The 18,091-nt window shown below is 40.5% G+C and carries 11 protein-coding genes and 1 CRISPR repeat array; of the genes, 8 read left to right on the top strand and 3 right to left on the bottom strand.

Going from position 1 to position 18,091, the window contains the following annotated elements; translation table 11 throughout:
• Positions 1-297: 297 nt before the first annotated feature.
• The 5 genes from MusilaSJ_RS23930 to MusilaSJ_RS23910 all read left to right on the top strand — a co-directional run bounded on the left by MusilaSJ_RS23930 (position 298) and on the right by MusilaSJ_RS23910 (position 9,469).
• A complete protein-coding gene (locus tag MusilaSJ_RS23930; protein WP_274987282.1) occupies positions 298-1,872 on the top strand; it encodes a site-specific DNA-methyltransferase in 1,575 nt (524 codons plus the stop codon).
• Between the two features lie 2 nt (positions 1,873-1,874).
• Complete coding sequence (locus MusilaSJ_RS23925; protein WP_274987281.1) at positions 1,875-4,514, top strand: DEAD/DEAH box helicase; 2,640 nt, start codon at positions 1,875-1,877, stop codon at positions 4,512-4,514.
• Positions 4,515-4,532: 18 nt separating this feature from the next.
• Positions 4,533-5,564 (top strand): type II CRISPR-associated endonuclease Cas1, encoded by a 1,032-nt coding sequence (cas1, locus tag MusilaSJ_RS23920; RefSeq protein WP_274987280.1) that lies wholly within the window; start codon positions 4,533-4,535, stop codon positions 5,562-5,564.
• A 3-nt stretch (positions 5,565-5,567) separates the two neighbouring features.
• Positions 5,568-5,897, top strand: coding sequence for a CRISPR-associated endonuclease Cas2 (cas2, locus tag MusilaSJ_RS23915; protein ID WP_008506647.1), 330 nt, complete (start codon positions 5,568-5,570; stop codon positions 5,895-5,897).
• A gap of 90 nt (positions 5,898-5,987) precedes the next feature.
• A CRISPR array of direct repeats spans positions 5,988-8,690; the repeat unit is 46 nt; unit sequence GTTGTTCCAAATATCAGTTGTTCAAAGAATGAAAGCAAATCACAAC.
• Between the two features lie 212 nt (positions 8,691-8,902).
• Entirely contained in the window at positions 8,903-9,469 is a 567-nt protein-coding gene (locus tag MusilaSJ_RS23910; RefSeq protein ID WP_274987279.1) for a hypothetical protein, read from the top strand.
• Positions 9,470-9,624: 155 nt separating this feature from the next.
• On the opposite strand, the gene MusilaSJ_RS23905 is transcribed toward MusilaSJ_RS23910, so the two are convergent.
• A complete protein-coding gene (locus MusilaSJ_RS23905; protein ID WP_274987278.1) occupies positions 9,625-9,939 on the bottom strand; it encodes a hypothetical protein in 315 nt (104 codons plus the stop codon).
• A 214-nt stretch (positions 9,940-10,153) separates the two neighbouring features.
• On the opposite strand from MusilaSJ_RS23905, the gene MusilaSJ_RS23900 reads away from it, so the two are divergent.
• Genes MusilaSJ_RS23900 through MusilaSJ_RS23890 form a run of 3 tightly spaced genes read left to right on the top strand, consistent with a single transcriptional unit; the run spans position 10,154 to position 15,178 of the window.
• A complete protein-coding gene (locus tag MusilaSJ_RS23900; protein WP_274987277.1) occupies positions 10,154-12,286 on the top strand; it encodes an alpha-N-acetylglucosaminidase in 2,133 nt (710 codons plus the stop codon).
• 55 nt (positions 12,287-12,341) lie between these two features.
• Positions 12,342-13,703, top strand: coding sequence for an alpha-L-fucosidase (locus MusilaSJ_RS23895; protein WP_274987276.1), 1,362 nt, complete (start codon positions 12,342-12,344; stop codon positions 13,701-13,703).
• A 17-nt stretch (positions 13,704-13,720) separates the two neighbouring features.
• Positions 13,721-15,178 (top strand): alpha-L-fucosidase, encoded by a 1,458-nt coding sequence (locus MusilaSJ_RS23890; protein WP_274987275.1) that lies wholly within the window; start codon positions 13,721-13,723, stop codon positions 15,176-15,178.
• Positions 15,179-15,484: 306 nt separating this feature from the next.
• On the opposite strand, the gene MusilaSJ_RS23885 is transcribed toward MusilaSJ_RS23890, so the two are convergent.
• Together MusilaSJ_RS23885 and MusilaSJ_RS23880 are read right to left on the bottom strand one after the other, a co-directional pair.
• Positions 15,485-16,519, bottom strand: a complete 1,035-nt coding sequence (locus MusilaSJ_RS23885) for a LacI family DNA-binding transcriptional regulator (protein ID WP_129570716.1) — start codon at positions 16,517-16,519, stop codon at positions 15,485-15,487.
• Between the two features lie 33 nt (positions 16,520-16,552).
• Entirely contained in the window at positions 16,553-18,070 is a 1,518-nt protein-coding gene (locus MusilaSJ_RS23880) for a right-handed parallel beta-helix repeat-containing protein (RefSeq protein WP_274987274.1), read from the bottom strand.
• Positions 18,071-18,091: the final 21 nt, after the last annotated feature.

Below are 18,091 nucleotides of genomic sequence, written 5' to 3'. Positions count from 1 at the left end.
AGTTTATTTTCTCTCTTTGTTATTTGTTTTTATATTTAGTGGATAAAATAACCCAATATATTCATATCTAATAAAATCAAAGACACACATATAATTATTTAACTTATAGCATTTCTATATTCTTTCCAGAAAAACCTTGCAACCAAATTCGGGAGAGATATGAATAAGCATAGAAGTGCATCCACATGGGTGCATTTTCTTGGCGTATTCTAACTCTCCCGGGCTTTGCAAGGGCCATTCTGGATTAGAGATACCAAAAGAAAATCACCCTTAATTTAAACCTAAATTAAGGATCGCATGCCAACACTAACCTGGATCGGAAAAGACAAAGTAGTCACCCATCATCACGATGTACCTTTTAAGGTACTGAACCATCAATACACTTTCGGCAGCAGATCCTCCCCTCCCGCCGAAACTTCCAACAAAATCATTCACGGCGATAACCTTGAAGCATTAAAAGCCTTACTGCCTGAATATGAGGGCAAAATCAAGTGTATTTATATTGACCCACCTTATAATACCGGTAACGAAAATTGGGTATATAATGATAACGTAAGCGATCCCCGCCTGAAAAGATGGCTGGGAGACGTCGTTGGTACCGATGACCTTTCCCGCCACGATAAGTGGCTTTGTATGATGTATCCACGCTTAGTGTTGTTACACAAATTACTTTCAAAGGATGGAGCAATTTTTATCTCAATAGACGATAATGAACAATCAACTCTCAAACTAATCTGCGATGAGATATTTGGGATCGGAAATTTTGTGAACAATATAATCTGGCAAAAAAAATTTAGCCCTCAAAATGATGCCAGATACTTTTCAGACAACCACGATTTTATCCTTTGCTATACTAAAGATAAAAACATCTGGGTACGGAATCTTTTAAACAGAACTAACGAACAAAACGCCCGATATGATAATAGAGATAATGATTACAGAGGTTCCTGGACTTCTGGTGATATTTCAGTAAAAACATATAGTGCTGCTAATGATTATCCTATAACAACACCTTCTGGTAGAATCGTTAATCCTCCAAATGGTTATTGCTGGCGTTTTTCTGAAGGAAAATTTAATGAATTAGTTAGGGATAACAGAATTTGGTTCGGGGTTAATAATGATAATGTTCCACGCTATAAAAGATTTCTAACGGATGTACAGCAGGGCACCGTTCCTTTAACCATTTGGCCTCACAATGAAGTCGGACACAACCAATATGGTAAGCAAGAGCTAAAAAAAATCTTCCATGACAGCATTCCGTTTGATACTCCCAAACCACCAACCTTAATTCAAAGGATATTAGAAATATCCACCTCCCCCAACTCCATCATCCTCGACAGCTTCGCCGGTTCCGGCACCACCGCCCATGCAGTTCTCAACCTCAACAAGCAAGATGGCGGCAACCGCAAATTCATCCTCATCGAGATGGAAGATTATGCCGAAACCATCACCGCCGAAAGGGTAAAACGCGTAATGAAAGGCTACAATGACAAAGAGGGTACCGGAGGCAGTTTCGACTATTACACCCTTGGCGAACCACTTTTTACAGGTGAGAACAAAGAATACCTGAACGAGGCTGTGGGCATCGACAAAATAAAAAACTACATCTGGTACAGCGAAACCCGCAGTCCGTGGACGGCATTCACTACGCAAACTAACGATCTGCTATTAGGCGTTCATGATCAAACTGCCTATTATTTTATCTACCATCCTACTCAGCTTACCTCTTTTGATTTTGAAACGCTGGCAAGCATCAACGTAAAAGCCGGGCAGTACATTATTTATGCCGATAACTGCCTGCTCTCAAAAGATTTTCTGTTCAGGAATAATATTGTTTTTAAAAAGATCCCCAGGGATATCAGTCGTTTTTAAGCATGGAATTAAAAAGCTACCAATATAAAGTTATTAAAGACCTGGAAACCTATTTGGCCTATGTACAGCAACATAAAAAGACCGACAAAGCCTTTAATCATTACTGGGAAGATCGCATAGGCCCATACAACCCGCTTACCGGCCAAGGCATGCAGTTGTATAAAAATACTATTCCCAATGCGGCACATGTATGTATCAAAGTGCCTACTGCCGGGGGCAAAACTTTTATTGCCTGCAATGCGCTGCATACCATTTTTAATGCCTATTCGGCCATAATGCCTAAAGTGGTGGTTTGGCTGGTGCCATGGAGCAACCTGCTTGGCCAAACGGTATCGGCCTTAAGCAATCCTGATCATCCCTATCGTCAAAAGCTCAACAGTTTGTTTAATCACCGTGTGATGGTTTATGAAAAGAAGGACTTGCTTATGGGCTCTAATTTTAACCCGGCTGTGGTGAAAGAACAGCTTTCCATCATCGTTATGAGCTTTGGCAGCTTAAGGGCAAAAAACAAGGAAGACCGGAAAGTGTACCAGGAAAACGGACAGCTGGCCCCTTTCGTATCGCATTATACTAACAAGGCCGACTTGTTGGAAGATATAGATGAAACAGCCCTGATCAATGTGCTGCGCAGCATGCAGCCGGTTATTGTGGTTGATGAAAGTCACAACGCCGAAAGTAACTTAAGCGTGGAGATGCTGAATGCTTTAAACCCTTCGTTCGTGCTCGATTTAACCGCTACGCCTAAAAACAACAGCAACATTGTTAGCCTGGTTCCGGCCATCGAGCTAAAAAAGGAACACATGGTAAAACTGCCTGTTATTGTTTATAACCATCATGATAAAACCGATGTAGTGAACAGCGCCCTGCACTTACAGCGCAAACTGGAATTGCTTGCCATTGAGCAGGAAAAAAACGGCGGCAGGTATATCCGCCCCATAGTATTATTCCAGGCACAACCCAAAATAGGCGAAGAAAATATCACTTATGAAAAATTAAAGAAACAGCTCCTCAGTATCGGCATCCCTGAAAATCAGATCAAAATAAAAACAGCTACCATTGATGAGTTAAAGGGCGAAAACCTGCTTTCGCGAAACTGCGAGGTGCGTTATATTATAACCATCAATGCTTTAAAAGAAGGCTGGGATTGCCCTTTTGCCTACGTGCTGGCATCCCTTGCCGATAGATCATCGGCTGTAGATGTTGAGCAAATCTTAGGTCGTGTGTTACGGCAGCCATATGTAATGAAACATAACGCGTCATTATTAAATATTTCTTATGTATTAACGGCCTCTGCAAAATTTAATGATACGCTTCAAAGCATTGTAAAAGGCTTGCAAGCCGCCGGTTTCAGCGACCGCGATTACCGGGAAATTGATACCATGACTGATGAGGAAAAGCAACCTATCCGGGCTGATCCCTTAGAACAACTTTTTTCTCCGGGGAAAACTACTGTTGAGCCCGATCAGGAATTAGACAGTACACGAATTTCGTTTCAACCTGATGATATAACGGAAACCGTGGCTAACGACACTGTGCTGGCAAAAATTGAAACGATGGCCGAGGAGCAAAGCGCCGAGTTGGAAACCATTATCCAGCAACAGAAAAAGCAGCCGGCTGATGAGCAAATATTTGAAGAAATGGGCGATAAAATTAAACGCTATAAAATGGTTGAAGCCAATAAGGCCTATGTTTCCGGCTTTCGGTTACCACAGTTTTACTTAACCGTGCAGCAAAGCGACATATTTGGCACCGGGAAGGAATTTCTGAGCCAGGAGCCTTTGTTACATCAGTTTAAATTAAGCAATGAAGATACAAGGATCGACTTTGAACAGATCTCATCCGACCTGTACAAAGTTGATATTGAAGAAACCGGCAAAAGCGAATATGACGCCCGCTTTACCAAAATTGAGGATCTGATGCTGAAAGAGCCGGTTGTAGGCTATATCCTTTCCAAACCAAAAGACAGCCAGATCAAGGATATTGCCCATCAGCTTATTCAAACGATAGGCGATATGTACCCCATTGCCGATCAGGAAATAAGGGTTTATATTGAACGGATATTAAATTCACTGAACGCTGAGCAACTACAAGATATACTAATTCGCAAGCACAGCTACGCCGATAAAATCAAGGCCAAAATAAAGCAACATGCCGATAACTGGGCCGAAAGCCAGTTTAATGACCTGATAAAAATAGGCAAAATTGAGGCAGGGGCTTCCTGGAGTTTTCCTGAGTTAATCGTTCCAGGTATGTTAGGAGCTTCCATTACGAAATCATTGTACGAGCGCGAAGGGCAAATGAACAACTTTGAAATGAGCACCATAACTGATATCGCCTCTCTTTCTAACGTTGTTTTTTGGCACCGCAACCTGGGCCGGGGCAAGGGTTTTAGTATCAACGGCTACAAATCAAACCATTATCCCGATTTTATTGTCGGCACCCGGTCGGGCAAGATTATTTTAATAGAAACCAAGGGCGATGACCGTGACAATTCTGATAGTATGGCAAAATGCAGGTTAGGTAACAAATGGGCCGAGCTGGCCGGGGGTAAAAAGTTCAGCTATTTTATGGTATTTGATAAAAAAGCCATTGAAGGTGCTTATACCTCTGATAAGGCTAAAGAACTGATAAGGCAGCTTTAAAATTAGCAGGAAAGCAATATGATTAAAAGAACACTCCACTTCAGTAACCCGGCTTACCTGAGTTTAAAGGAAGGCCAGCTGGTTATTGATCTGCCTCATTTAAAAGTTTTAGGTGAAAAGGAAAGCAAAAAATCAGTACCTATTGAAGATGTGGGCATCGTTGTACTTGAACATCAGCAAATCACCATAACCCATGGCTGCATTGCCGCCTTGTTAAATAATAACAGCGCTATTGTTACCTGCGATCATACTCACCATCCAACCGGTATGATGTTACCGATAGACGGGCACAATACGCAAAGCGAACGGTTTAGGTACCAGATTGACGCCTCTCTACCTTTAAAAAAACAGCTCTGGCAACAAACCACACAAGCCAAAATCCTGAACCAGGCCGCGGTATTGGCCGACCGGGGGATTAATCACGACAATATGTTGTACTGGGCTAAATCGGTACGCAGCGGGGACCCTGACAATTATGAAGGCCGTGCCGCGGCTTATTACTGGAAAAATGTATTCCCTAAAAAGGTGGAGTTTTTTAGAGGAAGAGAGGGCGATCCACCAAATAACTTACTCAATTACGGTTATGCCATACTGCGGGCCATTGTTGCCCGTGGATTGGTTTGCTCAGGCCTGATCCCTACCCTCGGCATTCACCATCGCAATAAATATAACGCCTATTGCCTGGCCGATGATATTATGGAGCCTTATCGCCCGTATGTTGATCAAATAGTTTTGCGGATCATTGATAATGGCGAGAACTTTCTGGAACTGGGTAATTCGATCAAAGCGCAATTATTAGCTATTGCCACGGTTGATGTGCAGTTTGAAAAAATCCGGAGCCCGCTCATGGTAGGCGTACAAAATACCACAGCGTCTTTAGCGCGGTGTTATGAGGGGAAAATCAGAAAAATAACGTACCCCATTATGAAGGAATTTGTAACAAAGCGGACTGGACTGTATAAGTATGATGATGACCTTATGACGATGGCCGCTGAAGAGCAAGGGCAATACAACGCAGCCGACGATGAGGAAGAAGAATTACCTTTTTGATAAATGCGCTTAAATGAATACCGGATATTGTGGATATTAGTGTTTTTTGATTTGCCCACAGAAACCAAAAAGGACAGGCAAATTTACAGCAGGTTTCGTAAAGATATTATGAAAGACGGCTTTGGTATGTTTCAGTTTTCCATTTATCTGCGGCATTGCAGCAGTCGTGAAAATGCCGACGTTCATATCAAACGTGTAAAAAAAATACTTCCGCCTAAAGGCCATGTGGGTATCATGACTATTACGGATAAACAGTTTGGGATGATGGAATTATTTTACGGCAAAGAAGAAAAAGAACTACCAGACACCCCGCAGCAATTGGAATTGTTTTAGAATTTTAAATCCGGAAGCTTAAGCAACCGGATTTTTTAATTCTAAATCCCTACATAAACAACTGATATCTAAACTTTTGAACCGAGGTATGTTGTTCCAAATATCAGTTGTTCAAAGAATGAAAGCAAATCACAACTATTTGTCTGCGGTAAATAAACGGTTAATCGTTGTTCCAAATATCAGTTGTTCAAAGAATGAAAGCAAATCACAACTTTGCCATGGCTTTATTTTACGGTGATTTTGTTGTTCCAAATATCAGTTGTTCAAAGAATGAAAGCAAATCACAACCTTCCAGGTGCATTGCCAATGTCAGCGCAAGTTGTTCCAAATATCAGTTGTTCAAAGAATGAAAGCAAATCACAACACGACCGATACGGTTGTGCACGTACTTAAAGTTGTTCCAAATATCAGTTGTTCAAAGAATGAAAGCAAATCACAACCGTGTAGTGCGGGGAAAATTGGCATTTACAGTTGTTCCAAATATCAGTTGTTCAAAGAATGAAAGCAAATCACAACGTGAGCAGGTGCAGCGCCGAGTTGCCGACGTTGTTCCAAATATCAGTTGTTCAAAGAATGAAAGCAAATCACAACAAGCTTTCGGCTGGCCATATCCTTCGCGATGTTGTTCCAAATATCAGTTGTTCAAAGAATGAAAGCAAATCACAACACCAGTGGTGGTGTGCAAGCACTACAGGTTGTTGTTCCAAATATCAGTTGTTCAAAGAATGAAAGCAAATCACAACGCTGCTCATAGCCGGGGCCGACATTCAGCAGTTGTTCCAAATATCAGTTGTTCAAAGAATGAAAGCAAATCACAACTGGGAATGAGACAATACTCAACCAAAAAGTGTTGTTCCAAATATCAGTTGTTCAAAGAATGAAAGCAAATCACAACCATGCTCTGTCAGCTCCGATTCAGCTAAGGTTGTTCCAAATATCAGTTGTTCAAAGAATGAAAGCAAATCACAACCGTGTAGTGCGGGGAAAATTGGCATTTACAGTTGTTCCAAATATCAGTTGTTCAAAGAATGAAAGCAAATCACAACTTCCCGGTGATCCTTATCTTATCAATAAGAGTTGTTCCAAATATCAGTTGTTCAAAGAATGAAAGCAAATCACAACGCCGAGAATAACTGTATCATCAATATACGCGTTGTTCCAAATATCAGTTGTTCAAAGAATGAAAGCAAATCACAACAGATAATCTTCGAGGAATTGGAAGTTAGTTGTTGTTCCAAATATCAGTTGTTCAAAGAATGAAAGCAAATCACAACGCCACGTAGATTGTTACGAGTTTGCCACTCGTTGTTCCAAATATCAGTTGTTCAAAGAATGAAAGCAAATCACAACCTTCTATGGATTGCTTTTCAGATTCACTTAGTTGTTCCAAATATCAGTTGTTCAAAGAATGAAAGCAAATCACAACCGCCTTGCGCTTCCATCTCATTTGTTACTTGTTGTTCCAAATATCAGTTGTTCAAAGAATGAAAGCAAATCACAACAAGGCCCTTAATGAATCTTTTGTGGACTGTGTTGTTCCAAATATCAGTTGTTCAAAGAATGAAAGCAAATCACAACTGCTTCCCGTCGATGACTACCTGTAAATAAGTTGTTCCAAATATCAGTTGTTCAAAGAATGAAAGCAAATCACAACAGTTCCCGGTTGTATTGCTGTTCACTGGGCGTTGTTCCAAATATCAGTTGTTCAAAGAATGAAAGCAAATCACAACGCGCCGGGGGTAAACATCATCGAAGTACACGTTGTTCCAAATATCAGTTGTTCAAAGAATGAAAGCAAATCACAACTTCAAATTGTGTTTGAAAACATCATTAGCAGTTGTTCCAAATATCAGTTGTTCAAAGAATGAAAGCAAATCACAACTCTCTTTAGTCTCAAACGCTACCATAAACCGTTGTTCCAAATATCAGTTGTTCAAAGAATGAAAGCAAATCACAACACGACTTTGTAAATGAATTTGGTTACGAGTGTTGTTCCAAATATCAGTTGTTCAAAGAATGAAAGCAAATCACAACTTGTAACAGATGGGGCCTGGAGCAATATCGGTTGTTCCAAATATCAGTTGTTCAAAGAATGAAAGCAAATCACAACAGATATGAAAGAACAATACGATGAGTCTGTGTTGTTCCAAATATCAGTTGTTCAAAGAATGAAAGCAAATCACAACAAAGACGGTTCAGACCAGTACAACCTTCAAGTTGTTCCAAATATCAGTTGTTCAAAGAATGAAAGCAAATCACAACTATCTGTAGTTTGCGAACGTGACGAAAATGTTGTTCCAAATATCAGTTGTTCAAAGAATGAAAGCAAATCACAACGACGCAGCGCTTGCTGCTACGCTTCCCAGTGTTGTTCCAAATATCAGTTGTTCAAAGAATGAAAGCAAATCACAACTATTTGTCGTAGTCTGTTTATCCATTCTCGGTTGTTCCAAATATCAGTTGTTCAAAGAATGAAAGCAAATCACAACCGTTCTGTGTATAGGGATGGTGTTCCCATTGTTGTTCCAAATATCAGTTGTTCAAAGAATGAAAGCAAATCACAACTATTGTCTGTTTAGTGTCATAAACATCTGGGTTGTTCCAAATATCAGTTGTTCAAAGAATGAAAGCAAATCACAACCGTCTGATGCGTTGCCTCCGCTTGGCATTGGTTGTTCCAAATATCAGTTGTTCAAAGAATGAAAGCAAATCACAACGTGCCGTCCATTAGCTCAGTTACACGGATGGTTGTTCCAAATATCAGTTGTTCAAAGAATGAAAGCAAATCACAACTATTTGCGTGTTACGCTCTCTTAGCGCGTCTTGTTCCATTTTACCTATTATTTACAATGTTTACATTTTAATTTACAATCCAAATTCTTCATGATGAAATATATCAAAGTAATTTCGCTGAATCAATTTAAAAAATATGAGAAATAAAAGTACGTCTTATGTGATCTGATTTATCAGGAGATAGATCTATGCTAATTAAACCTGCAAAAAATATGAAAAAAATCATTTATGCGCTGATCTTACCGCTGGTTGTGGTAAGCGGACTTGTATTTGCTAATCGTAAAATTAAAAATGAACCTTTTAAAAAATCAACCCCGAAGTCACTCTCTGCTGCTGAAAGGGAAGCCGAAATGAAAAAATGGGAGGCTACCCCTGATGGTATAAAGTACAAAAAATGGGAAGCGTCTCCCGAAGGAAAAAAAGTGTATGCCGGTGCTGCTAAAATAAGGAAGCACATTAAGGATTATACTAATATGGAAGGAGTTGTAACCTCACTTTCTCTTCCGCCAGGCTCAGCATTAGGTTTTGGAGTAATGGTGAAGATTGATGACGACGATTACATTCTTAATTTTGGGTTGGAAAAGTCTGACAATAGTTTTTTGAACTTTAACAATGAATTTGAGCAATTGCATAGGCTGAAAGTTAACGACAAAATAATTATAAGAAGCCATAGTGTATCGTACGCGCCTAAGTATTCATATCCGATAGTATCGGGCGACTATGTGGAACAAGATAGTAAAATAATTTATAAACGTGCACCCCAAAAAGGTGGTTGTTGAGGATTACCAGCTTCGCGATGCCGCCATTACGGACTTTAAAAGTGAAGAAGCTGAGACATAACTTTTATAGCCGGTTATTTACGCTTGGACATTCTTCCCGCAGGCATCTTTTTAATACTCATTCAAACTATTAAATGCAATGAACCTTCAAGTCCTCATAAAGTGTTTGGAAATCTGTATAGTCCCGGGTAACACATTGGATTTATAGGCAAATCCGGCAAAGGCTGTTCGATATCGAGCAGTCTTTTTGCTTTAATCTTCAATAAATTATGGGCAAACGCAGGATTTTTTGTATGTGTTCGACACATGTCATCTTTATACGTGAGAGGATGTTTGAACACCTCTCGAATAAATGAATGTTGATCCTTTATACCCGCTTTTTCAAAAATCCCAGGAATGTCAGGAAGTGTTGGTAATAGGTCCCGCATTTTTTGCCGCTTGTCCTTGTCATCCTCTTTTAATTTGTTCATCTCACTAACAAGGAAATGCATCCGCATGGATTCAATTAACTTAAGGATAAAACTTTATTATCTAAAAACAGTGAAAACTTACGCAAACGTTTGTGTTTGCAATAACAAACGTTTGCATAAGTTTTAAGGCTCCAGAGCGTAGAATTATGCATAATCTTTCTATTAAATTTTAGTTAGTTTCGGACGTATTAACAGAAAAAACCAACAAATTTTTATGCGAAAACTAACCTGTCTGCTACTTTTATTATTGCCTATACAGCTTTTAGCGCAACAATTTGATCCTGTAAAAGCACTGGTTAAAAGGCGCGCCCCATGGCTAAGCAACCATATCATTTTTGAACCTTTAAAAAGCACCAGGTCAGAAATAGTTGAACTGCAAACTATCAAAAACAAGCTGGTTATCCACGCTTCCGGAGCCAATGCGGCGGCTGTAGGTGTAAACTGGTATTTAAAATATTATTGCCATCGTTCCATGTCTCATATGGGTGATAACATGTCGCCTGTGTTTCCTATTCCTAATGTTAACAAAAAAGTGACGGTACAAGCCGGGGCCAAGTATCGTTATGCGTTAAATTACTGCACCTATAATTACACCATGAGCTTTTATAGCTGGCCCGACTGGGAGCGGGAACTTGACTGGATGGCGTTAAATGGTGTGAACACCATGCTTACTGTTGAAGGGATGGAAGCGGTATGGCAAAACACGCTGAGGAAAATAGGATACACTGAAAATGAAATTAACAGTTTCATTGTCGGGCCTGCTTATACCGCGTGGTGGCTGATGGGAAATATTGAAGGCTGGGGAGGTCGCATGCCTCAAAGCCAGATAGACAACAGGAAGCTGATTCAACAAAAAATGATGAAGCGGATGCAGGAGTTGGGCATACAACCTGTGTTGCAAGGTTTTTACGGCATGGTGCCAAGTTCATTAAAAAACAAAAGCAAAGCACATATCATTGATCAGGGTACCTGGGGTGCTTTTAAAAGACCTGATATACTTGACCCTACTGATCCTGAGTTTAGCCGCATTGCCGGCATCTACTATAGCGAAATTCAAAAACTATACGGTAAGAACATTCATTTTTTTGCCGGCGACCCTTTTCATGAAGGTGGTAAAACGGAAGGCGTGGATTTAAAAAAAGCAGGCACTGCCATACAAGCATCGATGCAACATTACTACCCCGGTTCAACATGGGTATTGCAGGGCTGGCAGGATAATCCCAGGCAGGCCATGCTTGATGGCCTCGATAAATCAAAAGTATTGGTACAGGAACTTTTTGGTGAGTTTACCAATAACTGGGAAAAACGTAAGGCTTATGATAATACCCCGTTTATGTGGTGCAGCGTTAACAATTTTGGCGAACGGCCGGGCGTGTATGGAAAATTGCAGCGCTTTGCCGATGAGGTATACCGTGCCCGTAATAGCACTTACAGCAATTACCTTAAAGGTGTGGGGATTATGCCCGAGGGTATCAACAATAATCCACCTGACTATGACCTGATGCTTGAGCTGGGCTGGCACCAGGAACATGTGGATACCCGGAGCTGGATCGACAAATATGCCCAATATCGTTATGGTAAAAGCAACGGGCATACAAGTAATGCGTGGCAGGGATTTTTACAAACCATTTATCAAAGCCTTCCCGGTTACCAGGAAGGGGCTGGCGAATCTATTTTTTGTGCGCGCCCTGCACTTAAAGTTAAATCAATATCCAGTTGGGGTACGCTTACCCGTAATTATGACACGGTCGCATTTGCGAACGCAGTAAAAGAATTTGCAAAAGCGGCGCCTGCTCTTAAAAATTCTGCCACTTATAAAATAGACCTTATCAATATGGTGCGGCAACTGCTGGCTAATAAAGGCACGCTCACATTTAATGAAATGGTAACTGCTTATAACAGCAAGAATCTGCAAACATTTAACGCAGCCAGCGCAAAATTCCTGCATATGATAAGGCTGACAGATGACCTCTTAAATACCGATCAATATTTCAGGCTCAACACCTATCTCAAACAAGCTATAGATAACGGCAATACCGCGGAAGAAAAAGCAAACAATTTAAAAAACGAATTAATGCAAATTACCTATTGGGGCGAAAATGTGCGTACCGAAGACAATCTGCATGAGTATGCTTATAAAGAGTGGGCCGGCCTGATGGATAGCTATTACTTGCTCCGCTGGGAGATTTATTTTGATTATCTGCGCAGCAATTTGCAAGGTAAAAACGTTCAGGAACCTGATTACTTTTCCTGGGAACGAAAATGGGTGGACGACAACCAAAAGCTAAACCCTGAAAAGCCTCAAAGGCCTTTACTGGAAGTGGTTGATGAAATTTTATCAATGTAAAAACATCGCCCTTTTTTAACACTCTTTCTTAAAACTGACGTCAGCTATCCTCCAAATGAAAAAAACGTTAACAGGTATTTTATTGGTTTTTATTGCATTTTCCCCTTTATATGCCCAAAAGAAAATAGGAACAGAAACACCCGAACAAAAAGCCAAACGTATGTCCTGGTGGACTAATGACCGCTTTGGTATGTTTATCCATTGGGGGCTTTATTCGCAGGCGGCAAGGCATGAATGGGTAAAAAGATGGGAGCGCATGACGGATGCGCAATACCAGCCTTATTTTGATGAGTTTAATCCAGATTTGTTTAATCCCAAAGAGTGGGCAAAGAAAGCTAAGGCAGCCGGGATGAAATATGCTGTGCTTACTACTAAACATCATGAAGGGTTTTGCCTGTTTGATTCAAAATATACTGACTACAAGGCTACTAAAACCGCTGCTAAAAGAGACCTTGTAAAGGAGTTTGTTGATGCATTTAGAGCCGAGGGTATAAAAATAGGTTTTTATTATTCACTGTTGGATTGGCATCACCCAGACTTTACCGTTGATGTTTTACACCCCCTGCAACCGGCAAGCGAAAAAGATGAGGATTATGATAAGCTGAACAAAGGCCGCGATGTGGCCAGGTACCGCACCTACATGCATAACCAAATTAAAGAACTGCTTACCAATTACGGCAAAATTGATATGCTATGGCTCGATTTTTCGTACCCTGATAATGGCAAACATGGGAAAGGGGCCAAAGACTGGGGATCTGTTGAACTCGTTAAAGAAATAAGAAAATTACAGCCCAATATTATAATTGATAACCGCCTCGATTTAAATGAATACCAGGATGGTTGGGATTACCTGACACCCGAACAGGTAAATTTATCGGAGTGGGTCAAAAAAAACGATTACAAAACTTATTGGGAAACCTGCCAAACGTTTTCTGGTTCCTGGGGTTATTTCCGCGACGAAAACAGCTGGAAAAGTACCACGCAATTAATTACCATGCTGATAGAGGCTGTAAGCAAAAGAGGTAACCTGTTGCTTAACGTGGGCCCTACTGCACGCGGTTTATTTGATAAACGTGCTAACGAAAGGCTGGACGGAATAGCAGCCTGGATGAAATATAACAGCCGCTCCATTTATAGATGTACCGAAGCTCCGGAAACCTTTGTAGCCCCGGAGCACACCCTGCTTACCTATAATGCAAATACCCGGCGCTTATACGTGCATTTGTTAGCATATCCCGGCAAAACACTTACTTTACCAGGCTACAAGGATAAAGTAAAATACGTTCAGTTTTTACATGACGCGTCGGAGATACAACAGGATAGCAAATCAAAAGGCACAGGTAACGACCTGATATTAAATCTACCGGAAACCAAGCCCGATAGTGAGATACCGGTAATTGAATTGGTTTTAAATTAATGTTTACTCATCTACCTATGAAAACAAAACTATCAATGTATTATATCATCATGATCCGAAAACTTTTACCCTGCCTGTTTATTTTAGGATGCAGCCAGGCGGTATTGGCACAAAACGAACATAAAATGTCAGATACGTACCAGCTTCCTAAAGATTCGCTGGTACGGCAAAAACTTGCCCGCTGGCAAGACAAAAAGTTTGGTTTATTTATGCACTGGGGAACATACAGCCAATGGGGTGTGGCCGAAAGCTGGACTATTTGCCCTGATGACTGGGTTACACGTACCGGCCCCTACAGCAATGATTATTTCGCCTATAAAAAAGCATACGAAAACCTCCAAACCACCTTTAACCCTGCCAATTTTAACCCCGAAAAATGGGTTAAAGCGGCCAAGGCTGCGGGGATGAATTACGTAGTCTTTACCACCAAACATCACGATGGTTTTAGCATGTTTGACACCCAACAAACAAATTATAAAATCACCGATCCTAAAACTCCGTTCTCAAAAAATCCGCGAAGCAATATCACCAAAGAAATATTCAATGCCTTCCGTAAAGATAATTTTATGATCGGGGCATATTTTTCAAAACCCGACTGGCATAGTGAAAATTATTGGTGGCCTTACTTTCCTCCTAAAGACCATAACGTTAATTACGATCCGCAACGATATCCCGAACGCTGGCAAAAATTTAAAAATTTTACCTACAACCAGGTTGAAGAGTTAATGACCGGTTATGGCAAAATAGATATTTTATGGCTCGATGGCGGCTGGGTACGACCATCGGTTACAAAGGATAACGACCCGCAACATTACAACCAGGATCTTGATATGGCCCGGATAGCAAAGATGGCCCGCAGTCATCAACCGGGCCTGATCATGGTAGACAGGACGGTGACCGGCGAATTTGAAAACTATACTACACCCGAACAGGAAGTACCAGACAAGCCCTTATCCTACCCATGGGAAACCTGTATGACCATTGGCAAATACTGGAGTTACGTTCCTGATGATGAATTTAAGCCCAGCCGCCAATTGGTACAAACGCTCATAAAAATAGTTTCAAGAGGAGGTAACCTCCTGCTTAATATAGCCCCGGGACCGGACGGCGACTGGAATCCGGTTGCCTATCAAAGGTTACAGGACATTGCAAATTGGATGAAGATTAACGAAAAAGGAATTTACGCTTCTGAACCTGTTGTACCTTATTCTGTTGGGAACATATATTTTACCAGGTCAAAAACAAAAAACACATTATATGCCTTCTGGCTATCAGAAAAAGATAATGTAACCCTTCCGGCCGAGGTAAGTTTTCCTGTAAACAACATTAAACGAATTAAAAAAGTAAGCCTGTTGGGCAACTCTGAAAAGTTAAAATGGGCCTATCAAAATGGGCAGTTGAGCATTCAAATTCCCAAATCTTTACAAAAGAGCAGCAAATTAAAGTATAGTGACACTTTTGAATTGGAATATTAAAGAGTATACAAACAACAAGCCCATCAACCTCTGCCTTATAAATTCAAAAAAAACGAGGCGGTATGATAAGCCTCGCTTTTTTTGAATTTTTCAGATACTAAGCGATATATAGTGTTGAGTTGGATTTACTCTATTAACAAAAGAGGGGTTAACAGGGTTAACACAATTCAGGGTTAACATTCACATATATAGTTAATAATCAAATAATTAAGTGTAATTAATAAAAAATATGTAAACCCCTTTTTGTATAAATATTACCCGCTAATGCTTTATGCAAATCGAGATTGGGACTTTCATAACCTTATCCTATACATTGGTACGCCCTCTATGAGACACCATACTGGAATCAAATACCGCATGATGGAAAACCGGGGTTAACGACGCTTCACTGATGCGATCATCAATTATTTTAAAAAGTATTTCGGCCGCTTTTATGCCCTGCTTTTGGGGGAATTGTTCAATGGACGCCATTGGGGCACTATCCATAAAACTCCAAATAGGAGAATTTGCAAAACTGACAAAGCTAATATCGTGATTGGGAGCCAGATTATAGTTCTTCAACAACTTAATTGCATCGCGTGCCACATAATCGTTAAAAGTGATAATAGCTGTGGGCTTATCCGCTAAAGATAATAGCCGCCGCATAGCATAAGTATTTTGCGCCGACGACAGATCCGAAGAGACTATCAGGTCAGTATTTACTGCTATCTGATATTTATCAAGCCCCTGTTTGTAAGCATCCAGGCGCTCTTTACTTGCAGCCAGTTGCGATGGACCATTAATTAACCCAATACTACGATGCCCTTTTTCTATTAAACAATCAATGGCCTGTAACATTCCCGATTGGAGATTACAAGCCGAGTAATGAATATCTTCCATACCAGGAATACGGTCAAAAAAAACAACAGGAATGTTATATTTTTTCAATTGTTCAAACACTTCATAATTCGTGGTATTTTTGCTTATCGAAATGATAATGCCGTCTAACCGATGTGTTTTCATTGTTTCCAGGATACGTTTTTCCTTATCAGGGTTTTCTAACGATTGCCCAACAAAAACGTTATAATTCCTTTTGCTGGCGTAATCTTCTATCCCACTAAGGGCCGAAGAAAAAAAAGCGTCAGAAAAATCCGGAACAATTACACCAATAGTTAATGTTTTTCGTTGTTTAAAAAATACAGCTGTTTGATTTCGCTCATAATTTAGTTCGCTCGCTACCTTATTAACCCGCATGGTAGTTACAAGGCCAATGCTGGGATGTCCATGAAGCGCACGCGACACTGTTGAAGGACTTACTTTTAAGCGTTTAGCTATCTCTTTAATTGTGGGAATCTTTTCCATTTTGTAATCAAGATTAAAAACAATGGGTATTGATTATTGATATGCACCTTTACTTATCTGCTTATTTACAATACGTGCACTGCCGCCAAAATCAACCGTACCATTAACCTCATCAGAGATCACCTGTCCGCTATTTTTTGCTACAGAGGACGATTGCAAATGAAAATCAAGGTCAGATGTATTGATAAATAAAGGATTTACGCCATATGTTGAATTGGTGTCCCCGCTGCAGGCCGCCTTCCATAAATTATAATCGGTATAAGCAACGCCGTTCCAGGTCCACTGCGCTGGCCCCATAGTGTAATACAGGTTATAATCGATGATATTGCCCGATCCGCGGTTGGTATATTTATGAATAAACATATCCGATGCCCCGCCATAAATAATGTTATTTTTTATAACGTTGTTGGTGCAATCTTCCCTGATGCTTATCTCCCCTTCTATTTCGCCAAAGGCACCTAATGCCTGGTTGTTGTTATACAAGGTGTTGTTAACAATGGCCGAGTTACTTGTACCGGCGCCTGTATAGTTTAAATAGCCACCCATATAGATCCCTGAGCACCAACAGTTAAATACCAGGTTATTCCTTACGGTAACATGATCGGTAGGGAAGCCATTGGTTTCGCTCACCACGCCAATCCCCCTGTCTGTAACGGATACCTTGTTTTTTTCCACTACCACATTTCTGCCGCCATCTACATAAATACCTATGGCACCATGCCCGCCAAGCGGCCCTCTTTTGCTTTCAATGTTATAGAGGGTATTACCGCTAATAACACCATTACGGGCATAGTTAAGTGCCGGATCAGTATTGGCTGCATAGCCGCCTGCTGCGTCAATACCAATATTTTGAGCGTTATAAATTGTATTGTTGGTAATTGTAAACCCATCAACGTAACCATTGATGGTTAAATTTTCGCCATACCCCGTTTTACAGTCATGTATCGTATTCCCGGTAACGGTAATATTAGTTACCGGGTCGGTAGTGTTTCCGATAATTAAAATGGCGTTACCACCACCATTAAGCGGGATCTGAGTATAATCAATACCGTATATCGTATTGTTTTTTATAGTAATATAATCAGAGCCACCTTCAACCATAATGGCTTTTGGGTCGCCGGCTGAGGTTTTAAGATTGCGTATTTCAAAGCCATCTACAACTATATACTTTGCCTTATCAATGGTTACCAGGGCTTCCCTCCCGTTAACACTAAAAGCACTACCGTCAATTACAGGTGTTTCCCCACGGTAAGCTTTCAACGTGATATACTTATCCATTACGCCAGATTTGGGAAATACAACCTTTTCGCTATATACTCCCCCCCTTACCATTACCGTATCACCGGGAATGGTATGGGAAAGCGCATTATTGATAGTTTGAAAAGGCGCGTCAATTGTTCCTTTATTTGACTCTAACCCGTTGGCAGCTACATAATAAACATGAGTGCTCCCGGTAATTGTGACATTACCGCCGGGATCGTTCTTTTTACTGCAACCAAATGCCTGTATAGCAAAACCAAGCATTAAAAAAACATAGACATTACATTTCATAAGCATACTTTTTTAATTAAA

Origin of the sequence: Mucilaginibacter sp. SJ (assembly GCF_028993635.1) — a bacterium.
Classification (GTDB): Bacteria; Bacteroidota; Bacteroidia; order Sphingobacteriales; family Sphingobacteriaceae; genus Mucilaginibacter.
Note: the sequence above shows the minus strand (reverse complement) of the source record. Positions and strands in the feature narration are given on the sequence as shown.

Coding starts and splice junctions, on each gene's coding strand:
- MusilaSJ_RS23930 (WP_274987282.1), top strand. CDS start 298: ATGCCAACACTAACCTGGATCGGAAAAGACAAAGTAGTCACCCATCAT.
- MusilaSJ_RS23925 (WP_274987281.1), top strand. CDS start 1,875: ATGGAATTAAAAAGCTACCAATATAAAGTTATTAAAGACCTGGAAACC.
- cas1 (WP_274987280.1), top strand. CDS start 4,533: ATGATTAAAAGAACACTCCACTTCAGTAACCCGGCTTACCTGAGTTTA.
- cas2 (WP_008506647.1), top strand. CDS start 5,568: ATGCGCTTAAATGAATACCGGATATTGTGGATATTAGTGTTTTTTGAT.
- MusilaSJ_RS23910 (WP_274987279.1), top strand. CDS start 8,903: ATGAAAAAAATCATTTATGCGCTGATCTTACCGCTGGTTGTGGTAAGC.
- MusilaSJ_RS23905 (WP_274987278.1), bottom strand. CDS start 9,939: ATGAACAAATTAAAAGAGGATGACAAGGACAAGCGGCAAAAAATGCGG.
- MusilaSJ_RS23900 (WP_274987277.1), top strand. CDS start 10,154: ATGCGAAAACTAACCTGTCTGCTACTTTTATTATTGCCTATACAGCTT.
- MusilaSJ_RS23895 (WP_274987276.1), top strand. CDS start 12,342: ATGAAAAAAACGTTAACAGGTATTTTATTGGTTTTTATTGCATTTTCC.
- MusilaSJ_RS23890 (WP_274987275.1), top strand. CDS start 13,721: ATGAAAACAAAACTATCAATGTATTATATCATCATGATCCGAAAACTT.
- MusilaSJ_RS23885 (WP_129570716.1), bottom strand. CDS start 16,519: ATGGAAAAGATTCCCACAATTAAAGAGATAGCTAAACGCTTAAAAGTA.
- MusilaSJ_RS23880 (WP_274987274.1), bottom strand. CDS start 18,070: ATGAAATGTAATGTCTATGTTTTTTTAATGCTTGGTTTTGCTATACAG.